15 protein-coding genes are annotated in these 16,548 nt (G+C 57.6%); 5 read left to right on the forward strand and 10 right to left on the reverse strand.

The annotated features are described in order from the left end of the window. Positions 1-15 precede the first annotated feature (15 nt). Entirely contained in the window at positions 16-540 is a 525-nt protein-coding gene (locus tag ACR0LL_RS05400; RefSeq protein WP_480486469.1) for a component of SufBCD complex, read from the reverse strand. A gap of 119 nt (positions 541-659) precedes the next feature. On the opposite strand from ACR0LL_RS05400, the gene hemB reads away from it, so the two are divergent. The 4 genes from hemB (at position 660) to ACR0LL_RS05420 (ending at position 5,506) form a co-directional block, all read left to right on the forward strand. Further along, positions 660-1,658: a porphobilinogen synthase gene (hemB, locus tag ACR0LL_RS05405; RefSeq protein ID WP_480584555.1), complete on the forward strand. Its 999-nt coding sequence runs from the start codon at positions 660-662 to the stop codon at positions 1,656-1,658. 143 nt (positions 1,659-1,801) lie between these two features. Next, positions 1,802-2,374 (forward strand): lipid-binding SYLF domain-containing protein, encoded by a 573-nt coding sequence (locus tag ACR0LL_RS05410; protein WP_209503773.1) that lies wholly within the window; start codon positions 1,802-1,804, stop codon positions 2,372-2,374. Positions 2,375-2,539: 165 nt separating this feature from the next. Continuing rightward, positions 2,540-5,002: a penicillin acylase family protein gene (locus ACR0LL_RS05415; protein ID WP_480584557.1), complete on the forward strand. Its 2,463-nt coding sequence runs from the start codon at positions 2,540-2,542 to the stop codon at positions 5,000-5,002. A 108-nt stretch (positions 5,003-5,110) separates the two neighbouring features. Continuing rightward, positions 5,111-5,506, forward strand: coding sequence for a nuclear transport factor 2 family protein (locus ACR0LL_RS05420; RefSeq protein WP_480480699.1), 396 nt, complete (start codon positions 5,111-5,113; stop codon positions 5,504-5,506). Position 5,507: 1 nt separating this feature from the next. On the opposite strand, the gene ACR0LL_RS05425 is transcribed toward ACR0LL_RS05420, so the two are convergent. The 5 genes from ACR0LL_RS05425 to trkA form a co-directional block, all read right to left on the reverse strand. Then, positions 5,508-5,816, reverse strand: coding sequence for a putative quinol monooxygenase (locus ACR0LL_RS05425; protein WP_480584559.1), 309 nt, complete (start codon positions 5,814-5,816; stop codon positions 5,508-5,510). A gap of 20 nt (positions 5,817-5,836) precedes the next feature. Next, on the reverse strand, positions 5,837-7,108 hold the full coding sequence (gene hflX / locus ACR0LL_RS05430) for a GTPase HflX (protein WP_480584561.1): 1,272 nt from the start codon (positions 7,106-7,108) through the stop codon (positions 5,837-5,839). Further along, on the reverse strand, positions 7,108-7,347 hold the full coding sequence (gene hfq / locus ACR0LL_RS05435; RefSeq protein WP_005982826.1) for an RNA chaperone Hfq: 240 nt from the start codon (positions 7,345-7,347) through the stop codon (positions 7,108-7,110). Before hfq ends, hflX begins: the two co-directional genes overlap by 1 nt. Before the next feature lie 132 nt (positions 7,348-7,479). After that, positions 7,480-9,018: a TrkH family potassium uptake protein gene (locus tag ACR0LL_RS05440; RefSeq protein WP_480584563.1), complete on the reverse strand. Its 1,539-nt coding sequence runs from the start codon at positions 9,016-9,018 to the stop codon at positions 7,480-7,482. Further along, complete coding sequence (gene trkA / locus ACR0LL_RS05445) at positions 9,018-10,394, reverse strand: Trk system potassium transporter TrkA (protein ID WP_267366209.1); 1,377 nt, start codon at positions 10,392-10,394, stop codon at positions 9,018-9,020. Before trkA ends, ACR0LL_RS05440 begins: the two co-directional genes overlap by 1 nt. Before the next feature lie 96 nt (positions 10,395-10,490). Between trkA and ACR0LL_RS05450 the strand changes: the two genes are divergently transcribed. Further along, complete coding sequence (locus tag ACR0LL_RS05450; protein ID WP_480584565.1) at positions 10,491-10,970, forward strand: hypothetical protein; 480 nt, start codon at positions 10,491-10,493, stop codon at positions 10,968-10,970. A gap of 26 nt (positions 10,971-10,996) precedes the next feature. Here the strand turns inward: ACR0LL_RS05450 and ACR0LL_RS05455 are convergent, their stop codons facing one another. The 4 genes from ACR0LL_RS05455 to ACR0LL_RS05470 are packed head-to-tail and all read right to left on the reverse strand — an operon-like array spanning position 10,997 to position 16,528. Beyond that, positions 10,997-12,178: an MFS transporter gene (locus ACR0LL_RS05455; RefSeq protein WP_480480689.1), complete on the reverse strand. Its 1,182-nt coding sequence runs from the start codon at positions 12,176-12,178 to the stop codon at positions 10,997-10,999. 43 nt (positions 12,179-12,221) lie between these two features. After that, positions 12,222-12,815, reverse strand: coding sequence for a helix-turn-helix transcriptional regulator (locus ACR0LL_RS05460; RefSeq protein WP_480485476.1), 594 nt, complete (start codon positions 12,813-12,815; stop codon positions 12,222-12,224). 42 nt (positions 12,816-12,857) lie between these two features. Beyond that, complete coding sequence (gene ntrX, locus ACR0LL_RS05465; protein ID WP_480480685.1) at positions 12,858-14,267, reverse strand: nitrogen assimilation response regulator NtrX; 1,410 nt, start codon at positions 14,265-14,267, stop codon at positions 12,858-12,860. Further along, complete coding sequence (locus ACR0LL_RS05470; RefSeq protein WP_480584567.1) at positions 14,264-16,528, reverse strand: sensor histidine kinase NtrY-like; 2,265 nt, start codon at positions 16,526-16,528, stop codon at positions 14,264-14,266. Before ACR0LL_RS05470 ends, ntrX begins: the two co-directional genes overlap by 4 nt. Positions 16,529-16,548 lie beyond the last annotated feature (20 nt).

A 16,548-nucleotide genomic window follows, 5' to 3' on the forward strand; every position in this document is an offset into this window, starting at 1 on the left:
GCCTTTCAGAATCTTCTATCCCAGAACGCCAATCGAAAGGTTCTGATACATGCCCCAGAACGAAGTGACCAGTATCGAGATCATGCCGATGATCTGGGTATACAGTCGGCAGCGGGAAATTGTTTTTGAGACTGTTTCAAGCGTCAATTCCTGCCGCCGAAGACGCCTTGCATGCACGATATTGACCAAAAGCACCAAGGTCATTGGGAACAAAAGCAAAAACAGGGCCTGCGCGAATTCGACGTCATAATAGAACCCAAGCGTGGCCATCCCGGTAAACAGGAAACACCCAAACGCCAAAAGGATGGTGCCAGACATGTCGACAATCAGCAGAATCCGATTTGTATGGATGCGAACGATGTCGAGCAGATCGGTTTCGACCTGACCTCCGATCCGGCGAGCACGGACAACCAGATCATATGGGATGCCCATCACCCAGTGGCTGGCCGACGACCAGAGTACCGCCAGTACGATCCAGAACCACAGATTCGAAAAGCTGCGCATATCGATGAGTTCAAAGATCGAAGAGTACCAGTCCAAACCCAACCCTTTATTCACACTACTCAGGGGGGTTCCATCTAGGCGCGCGTCCATTGATACCCTTGAGACCTTTGTGAATTCATGCCACCCAATGCACGAATGTTCAAGGAGAACGCGCCATGAAACCGACCATTGCCCCATTTCCCATGACCCGCTTTCGCCGCGCCCGTCAATCACAGGCAATTCGTGCGCTGGTGCGTGAGAACACTCTGACAACGGATGACCTGATCTGGCCGGTTTTCGTACGCGATGGCGAAGGCGTTGAAGAGCCCGTGCCCTCGATGCCTGGTGTGGTTCGCAGATCGGTTGACCTGATTGCCAAAGCGGCGGTCGAGGCCCAGGCCCTTGGGATTCCTGCGATTTGCATCTTTCCCTACACCGACCCGGTACTGAAAACCGAAGACTGCGCCGAGGCATGGAACCCCGACAACCTGTCAAACCGGGCCATCCGGGCAATCAAGGCAGCGGCTCCGGACATTGCCGTAATGACGGATGTGGCGCTTGACCCGTATAACATCAACGGTCACGACGGATATGTCGTTGACGGCGAAATCGTCAACGACCAGACCGTCGAGGCACTGGTAAAGATGACGCTGGCACAGGCCGACGCCGGTGCGGATATCATCGGCCCGTCGGACATGATGGATGGCCGGATCGGGGAAATGCGTCGCGCGCTGGAAGGTGCAGGCTATCACAACGTGATGATCCTCAGCTATGCCGCAAAATATGCCAGTGCGTTCTACGGACCCTTCCGCGACGCGGTCGGCGCATCGGGGGCCCTGACGGGCGACAAGAAGACCTACCAGATGGACCCCGCAAACTCGGACGAGGCTTTGCGCCTGATCGAACGCGATCTGACTGAAGGCGCGGATATGGTGATGATCAAGCCGGGCATGCCTTATCTGGATATCTGCCGCCGCGTGAAAGACAGTTTCGGTGCGCCGACATATGCCTATCAGGTATCGGGCGAATACGCGATGATTCAGGCCGCAGCCCAGAACGGCTGGATCGATGGCGAGAAGGTGATGCTGGAAAGCCTTCTGGCCTTCAAACGCGCCGGATGCGACGGAATTCTGACCTATTTCTCTCCTCAGGTTGCGCGCATCCTGCAGGGATAAAGCCCGCAAGTTTCGCGATATTTCGCCGATAAGATTGCCCGATCGGGCAGCTTTCCCGTGACACATCGCCCTGATCGGCGTATCCTTGCCGCCAAGACCGGGATCACCCGGCATATCAGGCACAGTTACAGAGATATAAAACCATGAGCAGTTCCAATTCCCCCCGACTGAATCGTCGCGGCTTTGCCTTGGGCATGGCAGGTCTGAGCTTGACCGCCGCCTGCGGCAACGGTGTCGGCAATTCCAACGCAGCAACAATCGATGCCCGTGTCGACGCCACGCTGACCGAGATGTACAGCCGCTATCCCAACACGGTTGAAATTGCGAACAAGGCCAACGGCATGCTGGTCATGCCGTTGATTACCGAAGCCGGTTTCGTGTTCGGTGGCGGTTACGGTCGCGGCGCACTGCGCATCAGCGGTGCAACAGTTGACTTTTACTCGGCGGTCAAGGGCACGGCCGGGCTACAGATCGGCGCACAGCAATACGCGCATGTTCTGTTTTTCATGACCGAAGACGCCCTGAACGATTTCCGTCGTTCCAGTGGTTGGACAGCCGGAGCAGATATTGGCTATGTGGTCAGCGATCAGGGCGATTCCCTGTCGACAGACACAACGACACTGCGCTCGCCCGTTCTGGCTGCCATTTTCGGACAGGCTGGGCTTCAGATCGGTGCGACCGTGGAAGGCACGAAATATACCCGCATTATTCCATAATTCGGGCATCCCACTTCTTCCGACGAACCCCATCACGGCGGAATGCTGCGGTGGGGTGTTTGTTTTCATCCTTTCCGCACAGGTTCTTGCCGCGTTCCTCTTTCGGTTGGACCCGCCATCCACTAATCTCCGCGCAACCTTCATGTACTAGAATTTGGGGCAGTAATGGGTCTTGTTTTCCGCTGGCTGGTGCGCATCGTGTCGGGTCTGATCATGCTGATCCTCGCTGCAATGGGCCTTGTCTATTTTCTGGCCAGCCAATCCCTGCCGGATTATGACCAGACGCTCGAAGTCAACGGGTTGACCGCTCCGGTTGAGATCGTGCGCGACACCGCCAATGTGCCGCACATTCTCGCCCAAGATGACCCGGATGTGTTTTTCGGTCTTGGATATGCCCACGCGCAGGATCGGTTGTGGCAGATGACAGTCATGCGCCGCACTGCACAGGGCCGCTTGTCCGAGATCTTTGGACCGCGCACCCTGCGCGTTGACAAGCTGCTGCGCCGGCTGGATCTGTACGGCCTTGCCCATCGCTCGGTCGAAGTGCAGGACGACTATACCAAGGCTGCCCTTCGTGCTTATGCGGCCGGGGTCAACGCACGCCTGACCGAGATCAACGACGAGGCCTTGGGGCGCGGCGCGCCAGAGATGTTCCTGTTCAATGCCCCCGTCTCGCCTTGGCAACCGGGCGACAGTATTGCCGTGATCAAGCTTATGGCGCTGCAACTGTCCGGTCACCTGACAGACGAGGTGCTCCGGGCACGTACGTCTTTGATGCTGAGCAATCCTGACAGACTGGCAGATATTCTGCCCGATGTTCCCGGCCCCGGCATTGCTGCGTTGCCTGAATATGCTTCGCTGTTTCCCAACCTTCCACGCTATGCCGCTGGTACGAGTTTTCCTGAAACGCTGCTGTCACCCCTTCCCAAACGCGGGCTGGCGGGGGCATCAAACGCCTGGACTGCTGCGCCTTCGCGCTCGGCAAGCGGTGGAACATTGCTGGCCAACGACCCGCATCTGGGCTTCACAGCACCCGGCGTGTGGTATCTGGCGCATCTTGGTCTGGAAAAGGGAAGCGTTATTGGGGCCTCGATCCCTGGTATTCCCGCAATCATGACCGGCCGCAGTGACCGTTTGGGTTGGGGGGTGACGTCATCCTATCTTGACGATCAGGACATTCATATTGAGCAGCTGAACCCGGAAAACCCCGAAGAATACCTGACCCCGGATGGCTATCAGGAGTTCCAGACTCGTCCTTCGATCATTGAAATCAAGGGGGAAGCTCCGGTTACACTGACGCTGCGCTGGACTGAAAACGGGCCAGTGTTGCCCGGTACGGATTACAAGCTGGAAACCATCACACCGCCGGGCCATGTTGCGTCTTTGTCCTGGACGGCGCTCAGCCCGCAAGACACTTCGATGACGGCGTCCATGGCCCTGATGAACGCAGACAACGTGCAGGACGCCGTAACCGTGGCGCGGCAATTCATTGCGCCCTCGCAAAACCTGTCACTGGTCGACAAAACGACAATAGGGATGAAACTGATTGGCGCCATGCCCCGGCGTGATCTGCAAAACCAAAGCCGCGGACGCATTCCGACACCCGGCTGGATCGAAGCAAACCGCTGGCAAGGTCGCCTACCTTACGCCAACAACCCGGAATTCGTGGCCCCTGCCGGTGGCGTTCTGGGCAACACCAACAACAAGATCATCGACCGCCCGTTCCCGGATCATGTGTCCTACGAGTGGGGTGACACTCAGCGCGTACATCGCTGGGAACGCTTGATGCAATCGCGTGAGGTGCATACCCGCGACAGTTTCATTGAGGCGCAACTGGATACGGTCAGTTTCACCGCGCGCTCTCTGCTGCCGCTGATCGGTGCTGACCTTTGGTACACCGGTGCCTCGGCCCCTGAAGGGACGCCCGAACGACAGCGCCAGATTGCGCTGTCGCTGCTGGCGGACTGGAACGGCGAGATGAACGAGCACCTGCCCGAACCGCTGATCTATGCAGCCTGGGTGCGGGCGCTTCAGATCCGCCTGATTTCGGACGAGCTTGGGCCGCTGGCCAGCGAATTCAAACATGTCGAGCCCCTGTTCATCGAACGGGTCTATCGTGATATTGATGGCGCCGGTGTCTGGTGCGATGTACGACAAAGCGCGCCGGTTGAAACCTGTACCGAAATGGCACGACTTGCGCTGGATGACGCGCTGATCTGGATCACCGAACGCTACGGCAGCGCACTGGAATCCCTGCGCTGGGGTGATGCCCATCAGGCAACCCACGACCACCCGGTTCTGGGGAACGTGCCTATACTTCGGTATTTTGTGAACATTCGCCAATCGACCAGTGGCGGCGACAACACCTTGCTGCGCGGGCGCACGTCCGGCGAAGGGCTCGACCCGTTTCAGAATGTGCACGGGGCCGGGTATCGCGGTGTGTATGACTTTGCCGATCCAAACAGCTCGGTCTTTATCACCGCTACCGGCCAATCGGGCCATTTCCTGTCGCGCTATTACGACGATCAGGCGCAGCTGTGGCGGCGTGGCGAGTATATTCCCATGTCGCTGGACCTTGACCTTGCCCGCGCCGCTGCTGTCGGAGTGACCAATCTGATCCCACGTTAAGCATCAGGGTTTCGGCGACTCCCCGCCCCTTTTTGTCCGGACCGTGGACGCCATGCGGCAGTTTCGCCTACCATTACCGGGCGAACTGTTTCGGACCAGGGGGAAACTATGGCCAGCATTCGGGATACTCTGAACAACCTTGCCCGGGATTACGCAATCGCCTGGAGTTCAGGTGACGCCGATGCCGTTGCCAGTTTTTTCGCGCTGGACGGACGGATTACAATCAACAGAGGTGACCCGATCGAAGGGCGCGCAGCGATTGCCGATATGGCCCGGGGTTTCTACGCCGATTTTCCTGATCTGGAGGTGCGCTGCGACATGATGCGATGGGCCGGATCTCATGCCCTATTTGTCTGGACGCTGGAAGGGCACCACTCACAGACTGGTAATCATGTCGTTGCGCGCGGTTGGGAAGAATGGGAATTGACACCCGACAATCTAGTTCAGTCATCCTTGGGTTGGTTCGACCCTGATGACTATCAGCGACAGATAGACGGGCGATAATCTAGTCCAGACGGTCGCTTGCGGTTTCAATTGTGTAACTCCGCGGTATTCCCTGTGTAATCAGAAACCATTCGGATGCCTTCGTCCGCTGCTGATGCGCATCAAAGGCCTGCTGATTCACAAAAACCTCTGAAACAGTGAACCGTCCGGGTGTGATCTGATCCTCGACAACGTCGAACGACAGGCAACCCTCTTCCGCCTTTGTGAGAGCGATATGCGTGGGCAGAGCGGCGCGCACATCTTCAAGGCGGTCCGCCGGGACATCAATAAATCCGGTCAGGAATACTCTTTGATCCAATGTATCAGCCAACTTCCGCAATTTCACTGTATCTATAGTGTGTCGAATTGGGCGGCCTGCTTATCTGTCCAAAGGACAGTGATACAGAACCCTTCTTCGGTCTGCTCTTCAGATTGTACAACATCCTGCCGGAACAACCACGCCCGCTTGTTCCCTTCCGCAAAGGTCAGGTTCAGAACAACCTCGTGCCGGGCCCCTTGCAGGATTGCTGCAATCTCGGACAGTAAAGGGGTCACGCCTTCGCCGGTAACTGCCGAAATGGCAAATATGGCCGGATCGCGATCCGCCCTCGCCAACGCGGCGTCTTTTTCTTCCGTGCTCAGCAAGTCAGTCTTGTTCCAAACCTCAAGCCGGGGGCGTTCTGCGTCGACACCAAGCGAGGTCAGGATTGCTTCGACATCCTGCGCCTGTGCTTCGGTTTCTTCATGGCTGATATCGCGCACGTGAACAATCAGATCAGCACCCAACACCTCTTCAAGCGTGGCCCGAAAAGACGCCACAAGCTCGGTCGGCAGGTTCGAGATAAAACCCACCGTATCCGACAGGATCACTTCCGGGCCATCGGGCAGTTGCACGCGGCGCATGGTAGGGTCCAGCGTGGCAAACAGCATGTCCTTGGCCAACACTTCGGCCCCGGTCAGCCGATTGAACAGAGTAGATTTCCCGGCATTGGTATATCCAACCAACGCAACGATTGGATATGGCACCTTGGCCCGCGCGGCACGGTGCAACGTGCGGGTCTTGACCACTTTCTGCAATTGGCGACGCAAACGCACCAGTTGTTCGTCAATGGCGCGGCGGTCGGCTTCGATCTGGGTCTCGCCGGGTCCGCCGACAAATCCCAAACCGCCACGCTGACGTTCAAGGTGGGTCCAGGCCCGCACCAGCCGTGTCCGCTGATAGCTGAGCGCAGCCATTTCGACCTGCAACACCCCTTCACGGGTGCGCGCACGGTCGCTGAAAATCTCAAGGATCAGCCCGGTCCGGTCGAGGATCTTGACCTTCCATGCCTTTTCCAGATTGCGCTGTTGAACCGGGGTTACCGGTCCATCGATCAGAACCAGCTCAACCTCGTCTTCACGAAGCCGCTCACCCAGTTCTTCGATCTTGCCACTGCCAAACAAATAGCCGGGTTGGGCGCGTTGCAGGCGTACGATTTCAGACCCGATCACATCCAGATCGGGCAAAGCGGCGGCCAGCGCAACCGCCTCGGCCAGCGCTGGTTCGGGAACGCGGCGCTGTTCATCTGATTTGATTTCGGGATGCAGCACCCAGGCCCGGGTGCGCGTCCGGTCATGTTCCATCAAGAGGCGTCTTCGCCCTCATACAGGTTAATCGGCTGTGATGGCATGATGGTTGAAATCGCGTGCTTGTACACCAGCTGCGACTGTCCGTCGCGGCGCAACAATACACAGAAATTGTCGAACCAGGTGATCACACCCTGCAATTTCACGCCATTGATCAGGAAAATTGTAACCGGAACCTTAGCTTTCCGTACATTGTTCAGGAAAGCATCCTGAAGATTCTGTCTGTCCGAAGCCATATTATGATAATCTCGCCATTGTTCTTGCTACGCGTTGCGGACCAACGCGCTCCCTCCCGGTGAGTATGGAGTGCCGCGGTAAGATATTCCAGACGAAAAATTAAGCACTAAAGACGACGGGATCCAACCGGTTCAATCCCGCCACAGCGAAGGGGTGATCAGGGCGATGATCGCAAGCGTCTCGAGCCGGCCAATGACCATCGCCGCGCACAGCGTCAGCTTGGCCCCTGCGGACAGGTCGATCAACCGGATTGGAACATCAGTGGCCAATTCAATCAGCGGACCCGTCGTGCTGAGCGTTGCGACGCTGAGCACCATGGCCTGTTCGAACCCGGCACCCATTGCGGCCAGCAAAAGGTTGAACACCGCCAGTGTCAGCGCAAAGAGCATCAGAAAAATCCAGGCGATAAACGCGCCGTCCCTTTGAATGCGTCGGTTGCCGCCTCCAACCCCGCTGACGGATGAGGGATAGATCAACCGGTCGATCTCGCGCGCACCGTTCAGGTACAGGGCAAAAACCCGCAGCAGTTTCACGCCGCCAGCCGTGGTCGCAACCCCGCCACCGATCAGGGCCAGCCCCATCAGCAACAATCCGGGCGTTCCCAGACCAGACAATTGCTGCGCATCATCCCAGTTTGCGCTTTCAAACCCGGCGGTTGTCAGAAAGGCCAGAACGGTGAACAGCATACCCCAAATGACCTGCAATGCCTGTAAAGGCTCGATTTGCCCACCGATTTCCGTAACACCAGCAATAACGCGAAAGAACAATAAGGCCGCAACGGCCAGAACAATCATCAGGCCAATGCGAAACTCCGGGTCCGTATCCAGTCGGGAATAACCGGATGTCGCCGTGTCGGTCGAAAATGTCAGGCGCGAAAGGGCAAAGAACAGGAACAAAAACAAGATCGCCTCACCCGTGAAGCCCGCCTGCGCGCCTTCCATGCCGCCCACCGGAGAAATTCCGGACGTCGCCATGACCGACATTGCGTGGCAAACGGCTGTCAGTCCGGTTTCGCCTGCGATCAGAAGAAGGATCCAGATCACAGCCGTCAGCCCGGCATAGACCGGGGTCAGTCCCTTTGCCACACGGAGCAGTCGACCGCGCGGATCGACGCGTTCGCTTTGCGCAACACCCGATACCGGGCGACCCGGCTGACCGCGGGCCGTGACCTCGAACCCACCCAGCGACAAAGGCGCAAGGATTGCCGCGGCGGCAATCCACATCAGCAAACCGCCCATCCATCCAACCAAGGCGCGCCACAGGTGCAGCGGGGCCGTCAGGCGGTCTGGATCCGGAAACAGATCCGCCCCCGTGGTTGTCAGGGCACTGACCATGTCAAAATAGGCGTTCAGGAATGTGGTCGTTCCCAGCGCATCGTGAAATGGAATCGCAAGAAAGACAGGCAGAATGGTAAAACAAGCAAGCATCACCGCCAATTGTCCTAAAGTTCCGCGCCTTGGCACACGGTTGGACGAGGCCAGTGCGACACTGACGACCAGAAACAACCCTATGATACCGGAATACAAAAACGACCGGGATGTATCGTGATCATCCAGCGCCAGCGCGTAAACTGCCGGAATCCACATGGCCAGTGACGCAATAGCCCAGATCAGAAGAAACAGCGGCAACCGCCGCAATAGCCCGATCTGTTGTATCCCCACATGCGCCATCAGAAGAAATCGATTGAAACCTGCATCAGGCGTTCGACCTCAGGCACGTCGTTGGCCATGGCAAAGATCGCGACGACATCCTTTTCATCGATCCTGAGGCTGCCCGTCGGTCGCATAACCTCATCTCCTTTGCGCACGGCCCCCACCAGTACGCCCTCGGGAAAATCGATATCGCGCAGCTTTTGACCCGCCATGGGAGAGGTTGAAAGAACCTCAGCCTCGATCACTTCGGCCTCAGCATCTCCGATCGAGTAGACCTGTCGCACCCGGCCATGACGGATGTGGCGCAAGATCGAACTGACGGTGGTTGCCCGCGGATTGATATACGCATCAATCCCCAAAGGTCCCATCAGGGCCACCATACTGGGATCATTGATCAAAGCGATCGCCAGGGCACAACCCTCGGCCTTGGCGCGTACAGCGGCCAGCATGTTCGTGCGGTCGTCATCCGTAACCGCCAGCATTGCATCCGCCCTGTCGATACCGGCTTCGCTCAACAAACTGGCATCAAGGCCATCACCGTGCAGCACAATCGTTCGTTCCAGCGCCTCGGCGGCGATCTCGGCGCATCGGCGATCCCGCTCGACGATTTTGGCGCGCACGCGGCTTTTTTGTTCTTCCAGAGTTCGCGCCACTTCAAGCCCGACATTGCCCCCGCCCACGATCACCACACGATCCTGACGCTTTTGGGTCTTGCCAAACACCTCCATGGTGCGATCCACGTCTTTTACATTGGTAAAGACGTAGCATTCGTCGCCCACAAACAGCTGATCCTCGGATTCTGGTGCAAACAGCGTGCCATCGCGACGCACCCCCACTACGATCGAACTGAGCGTCGAGAACAAATCGGTCAGTTGCCGCAAAGGTGTGTTCACGATCGGGCAGTCTTCATCCACGCGAATACCCAAAAGCTGCGCCTTGCCGTCCATGAAAATCTCGGTGTCAAAGGCGGACGGGGCCGACAGGCGGCGCATCGCGGCAGCGGCAACTTCGCGTTCGGGGCTGATCACCACATCAATCGGCAGATGATCGCGCCGGTAAAGGTCCGAGTGGATCGCCTCAAGATATGATTTCGACCGCAGTCGCGCGATCTTGCGCTGGATCGAAAAGACCGAATGCGCCATCTGGCAGGTGACCATGTTCACCTCATCCGAATGGGTCGCAGCGATGATCATGTCCGCATCGCGCGCGCCTGCCCTTTCAAGCACATCGGGGTAACTTGCAAACCCGGCGATCCCCTGCACATCCAGCGTTTCGGTCGCTCGCCGTACCAGATCGGGATTGTTGTCGACAACGGTGACGTCGTTCAATTCACCCGAAAGGTGCCGCGCAATCTGCCAACCGACCTGACCCGCGCCGCAAATAATGACCTTCATGTTTCTGGCCCTTCTGCCTGAAAGGATTGAATGACAGATGGCCCCAAAGCGGTCAATTGAATTGTCATCGCCGATCAGCTGCGGCAAGATAAGCATATGAAAACGCTGTTTCCTATGCTCGTGCCTCTGATGGTGCTGTCCTCGTGCGGGCCGCTCTCGCTTTACTATCGCGAGGGTGAAACCGTGTCACGTCTGCAAAAAGAGACCACCCAGTGCCAGCTTAGGGCGGTCAACGAGGTGCCGGTTGCCAATCAGATCCGCCAAAGCCCGCCGACTTATTGGCCCGGGCGCACATATTGCGACGGCAGAGGTCGTTGCTATCAATCCCCAGGCTGGTGGCAACCCGGCAGGGTCTATACCGTCGATGTGAATCAGGGCCTGCGAAACACGGTCGAGGCGCAATGCATGGCCGAAAAGGGATTTCGCCCTGTCAGCTTGCCGCCTTGCAAGCAAAATGTGAAATCGGGGGTACCATTGGCGCGAACAACAACATTGCCGCCCCTCAACAGTGCCTCATGTTTTGTGAAATTCGATGACGGGTCGTTTCAGATCATCACACCGGGGCAATCCGGATAAGAAGAACCACGGTACCGCGCGATTGATCATTCCAGTCCGGTTGAAGCGCGTTTGCGCCGCGCGGCAAGCCACAGATGAAGCGCCATGGCAACAGCATAGAACCCGACCACGGCAATCAACATGCCCGCTTCACTAGTCCGCCACAGTATTGCAAGCAAAACAGGTGTGCCCAAAAGGTTACCCGCATTCCCCATCTGCGCCATGGCACCATAGCTCAGCGCCTGGTTTTCGGGTGTCGAGTTCAACTGCGGCACCGCCGCAAAGCTGCCGCCCTGAACAAGCCCCAGCACCGCAAAAAGCGCAACGCAGACAACGGGCAACGGGGCACCAAGAAACAGGGCGCCTATCGTAAGGATAGACAGCCCGAAACCGAGGTTAATAACAAAAACACCAGAACAAACGCTCAGCAACACCGGGACGGTAAGCCAGGAAATCACGATCCCGGCCAACGGCATCAGACCAGCAATCATCGCACTGACATCGTCCGGCAATCTTCCCGGAAGAATGGCCAGCAACGAGACAAAGGTCAGCGTGTAAAAGAACCACCCGAGCGCCGGAGCGGACACAAACGCAGAGCGATAGGTCTGTACGTGTATGTCAATCAGTATTCGCACGCTCCAAAAGGGATTGTTTACCAAATCCGATGCACTGTTGGGACGGAAAGATACGATCAGGACGGCGATCAGAAACATCAGCGCGCCATGGGTAGCAAAATAAACCGGCAGCCCGACCTGAGCGATCAAGGGAAGCCCAAGCCATGCGTTCAGGGCAAAGGCGACACCAAAGAAACTGCTCCACAAAACCATTGCCGCGTTGCGCCATTTTCCAATCGTGATTTGCGCAATCAGTGTTGGTGCTGCGACAACGATAGCCAGATGAGAGACCCCTTCGACAACGCGGCTGACCAGCATCAGGCCCAAACCGGGGATACTGGCCTGAAACAGGGACACCGCCCCGCCAAGGGTCAAGCCAAACATCAGCAACCGGACAGGCCCAACCCGCCCGGCTATCGCGCCGGACAATGCACCAAGAATCGCGCCAATCAGGCTGATGACTGACAAAAGCCAGCCAATCTTATCCGCGTGCGCAGGATAGAGGGCTGCGACCTGAGCAAAAGGAACCGCAATCTTGGCGAATTGGGTCGCCGCACCTAGCCCGGCAAGCCAAAGCAACAAAACCTGTAACAAGATGCGTAATGGATGGGGCATAAGCCGGTTCTACTGCACCCGACCGCACAGGAATACGCATAAATTATGCGCGTCCCGACCGTGCCCCACTGACCAGCCGGACCGGCGTTCCATCCGACAGGTACAACCGTTCCCAGGTGATCTGTCCGGCACTGATCCGGATACGGTCGTGCCGCGCTTCGGAGGTTACAAACGACTTGGGGTTGGGCGCTTGCAAATCCCACCATCCCTCGTCCTGTAGCTCGGCCTCAGCCTGACGGATTTCGTCCGTCGCAAATTGCCAGAGGGACACGCCAAGCAGTGCCCGTTGGGTGGTTTTCCAGTCCCGCGCCCGCCTGCGGGAATAGGCCAGGCACAGGTGGCTGGCCTCCTCAACCAGATGGATGCAGTCTGCCGAGTTCACGACAAGCCGTCTTAGCGCGTTGTCATCCGCCCTGAAAGGAGCCAGCGCAGCAAACACCGAGTGTTGTTGATCAGGCGTTGGAAGCTGAACCCCGTTCTCCCATCTGGAAACCGTGGTCTGATCGACCTGCAGAACCTCGGCCAGCGCAGCTTGTTTCAATCCGATCGACCGTCGAAGTCGCTTTAACCGCCTGCCAAAAGCCGGGTAGCCTTCGACGAACCGGCCAGACAGATCAGAGTTCACCGTTCTCGCCATCAGTTCCACACATCCATCTGCCCGTGAACTATGACCCCAGACTCATTCCGCCGGTTCAGGTTCGTCGATTTGCGCGACCCGCGCACCAGATTTGTTCGAGGTCACAACACCCAGCGACTTAAGTTTGCGATGCAGCGCACTGCGTTCCATGCCGACAAAGCTGGCGGTGCGGCTGATATTGCCGCCAAAGCGGTTGATCTGGGTCAGCAGATACTCTCGCTCGAACGCTTCGCGGGCCTCGCGCAGCGGCAAAGTGGCCAGCGCACCCGACAAGACAACGCGGCCCGACTCTTCGGCCTTGTCTTCTTCATTGGGCAGCTCGCGCGCCTCAATCGGGCCGGTGCCGTCGCCCAGAATCAAAACACGTTCGATCAGGTTCTTCAACTGGCGCACGTTACCCGGCCAGGTCATTGTCTGCAGCAAAGCGACCGCCTCGTCCGACAGCTCCCGCATAGGCAACCCTTGGGTTTCGTTGCACATTTCGATGAAGTGCTGGGCCAGTACCGGTATATCCTCGCGCCGGTCCTCAAGTGAGGGTACGGAGATCGGAACCACATTCAGACGGTGATACAGCTCTTCCCGGAAACGCTCGGCGGCGATTTCATCATCAAGATCCTTGTTGGTTGATGAGATCACCCGAAGATCCACGCGCACTTTGTCCGAGCCACCCACGCGCTGGAATTGCTGATCCACCAGCACCCGCAGGATTTTGGACTGTGTGCCCAAAGGCATGTCGGAAACTTCATCAAAATAGACCACGCCGCCATGAGCTTCTTCCAGCAATCCGGATTCCACACCACGTTCGGCCGATTCCCGGCCAAACAGAACTTCTTCCACACGCTCAGGTTCAATCCCGGCACAGTTGACGGTCACGAACGGAGCGTTCGCACGGTTGGAGTGGGCATGGATATAACGCGCAGCAATTTCCTTGCCCGAACCCGCAGGTCCACGCAGCATGACGCGACCGTTTGATTTGGTCACCTTGTCCAACTGCCCCTGCATGGCCCGGAACGACGCGGATTTGCCGATCATGTCCGAGTTGTTGACCTCTTTCCGCTTCAGCGACGCGTTCTCGCGCCGCAGACGAGACGTCTCCATCGCGCGGCGGATCACCACCATCAACTGGTCAATGTTAAACGGTTTCTCGATAAAGTCGTAAGCACCCTGTTTGATGGCAGCAACAGCGATTTCGATATTGCCGTGGCCCGAAATAATCACCACCGGCACATCCGGGTTATCGCGCTTTACCGTCTTGAGGATATCAATCCCGTCCATGCGGCTGTCTTTCAGCCAGATATCCAGGATCAACAGACCCGGCGGTTCGGAATTGATCGACGCCATGCACTCGTCCGAGTTGGCTGCCAGCCGGGTTGAATAGCCTTCGTCCTCCAGAATGTCGGACACCAGCTCGCGAATATCGCGCTCGTCATCTACGATCAGAATGTCGCTCATCTTTGGCCTGCTTTCAGTTTGTTGGTTCTAATTGCCTGCTTCTGCGGCGCAACGGTTGGGGACATACTTGCCCCAGGCAAACGGATCACTGCCATTGCGCCAAAATGGTCCTGTCCGTCGAATACGGGCGCGTCCTCAAGGGTCAGCGCGCCGCCATGCTCTTCTATGATTTTCTTGACGATCGGAAGACCCAACCCGGTCCCTTCGTCGCGTGTCGTTACATAAGGTTCAAACAAACGCGCCCGGTCTTCCGGCAGACCGATCCCATTGTCTGCAATGGTGATGACTGTACCCGCATCATCGCTTGAAACCGCCACCTTGATCTGTGGCACCAGGTTTTCCGGAGCACCCTTTTCTTTCAAGGTAACAATGGCTTCTCCGGCATTCTTAATCAGGTTCGTCAACGCCTGGTTGAGCATGGTCGCATCTACATCCGCCATGATCGGCTGCTGCGGCAGATCGGCGTCAATCTGTACGTCCGGCTGTCCCGCCTGTTGCAAAAGTACGGCTTCGCGTACCAGTTCGACAAGGTCCTCTTCGCGGCGAACGGGCTCGGGCATCCGCGCGAACTTGGAAAACTCATCCACGATACGCCGCAGGTCATTGGTTTGCCGCACGATGACGCCGGTCATCGATTCAAGGCTGCCGCTGTCTTCCTCATCCAGTTTGCGGGCGAACTTGCGCTTGATGCGCTCTGCGCTGAGCTGGATCGGCGTCAATGGGTTCTTGATTTCATGTGCAATGCGGCGGGCCACGTCACCCCACGCCGCCATTCGCTGCGCGCTGACCAGATCGGTTACATCGTCAAAGGCAACCACATAGCCTTCCAGCCCGCCATCCTCTCCACGACGGATAGCCATGCGAACCAGCAGGTTTTCAAGCTGCCCCTTACGTGTGACCTTAACCTCACCCTGAACAGCCTCCTGCCCGCTGTCCTTGAGGCTTTCAAACAAAGGCAGAAACTCGGGAACCGCAATGCCGATAGCCAGGTGTTCTTCACCACGCGACCAGTCCAGCAAGCGTTCAGCCGAGCGATTGACAAACGTAACGCATCCATCGGGGTCCACGCCGACAACACCGGACGTGACCGAACTGAGCACGGAATCAAACAGGCGACGCCTGCTTTCGATTTGCTGGGTATTTTCCAGCAGTGTGTCCCGCTGCCCTTTTAGTTGTCGGGTCATCTGGTTGAAATATCGGCCCAACATCGCAATTTCGTCGTCGCTGGCCTCTTCGATGACCTGAACGCTCAAGTCTCCGGCGCCGACCCGCTGCGCCGCTGTGGTCAAACGTCCGACCGGGCGCGACAACCGTTCGGCAAACCACATCCCCAGCGACATCGCAGCCAGGATTAGGATCAGCGCAAAGCCCAGATAAAGCAGACCGAATTCGAACAACACCCTGCCCCGTTCACTTTCCAGCTGCTGATAGAACTGCGCCGTTTCTTTGGTGTCATCCAGCAGCGTCAACAGCTGCCCATCCACCTCGCGGCTAACATAGAGGTAGCGGTCCAGATAAGCGGTCAGAGGTACAAGCGCGCGGAATTCATTATTCGGCCAGTCGGCAATGATCAGCAGCCCCTTATCTGCCGCTTCCGTCATTTGCTCGGCTGTTGGTGCCTCATAGTTGAACAGATAGGACCGATCCCCGCGCGACCGGATTTCGCCCGTTCCGTCGATGACATAGGCTTCGCGCAATCCGCGCTGAATCCGGGCCTGCCCCTGCGCCAGAACCTCGCGGAGTTCGGCATCAGAAATGTAAAACTCCACCGAACGTGCATTGTTCAGGAACCGCGCCAGAACCGTAGCGTCCTGCGTCAGACCGCTGCGATGTTCCTGCTCATAAGCCTCTGCCGCCGTCAGGGAAGACCCGACAACCTGGCGCACGCGATCCGAAAACCAGCCTTCCAGGCCGATATTCACGGTCAGGCCGGCAAAAATGGCGACCGTAACGGTCGGAACCAGCGCAAGCAGCGTAAACGCCCCAATCAGGCGCAAATGCAGGCGCGAGCCCGCCGACTTGGCCCGTCTGGCCGCAATCAGGCTGCCCAACTGACTGAGCACCAAAGCCGCAACGACCAAAACATAGACAAGATCGGCCAGCAGAATCAGCCGCAATGTCGGCGCGGTCGCACCTAGGTCAAAGGGACCAATGACAAGATATGTGGCAAGCGCCAGAACAGGCCCCATGAGGACCAGCCCAAAGGTGCCGAAATTGCGCAGTTTCCGTGATTTACGCCATCGACCAATCGATGGGATCATCCCGCTCTGTGCTCGGGTTG

It is taken from the genome of Ruegeria sp. AI2, assembly GCF_056541275.1.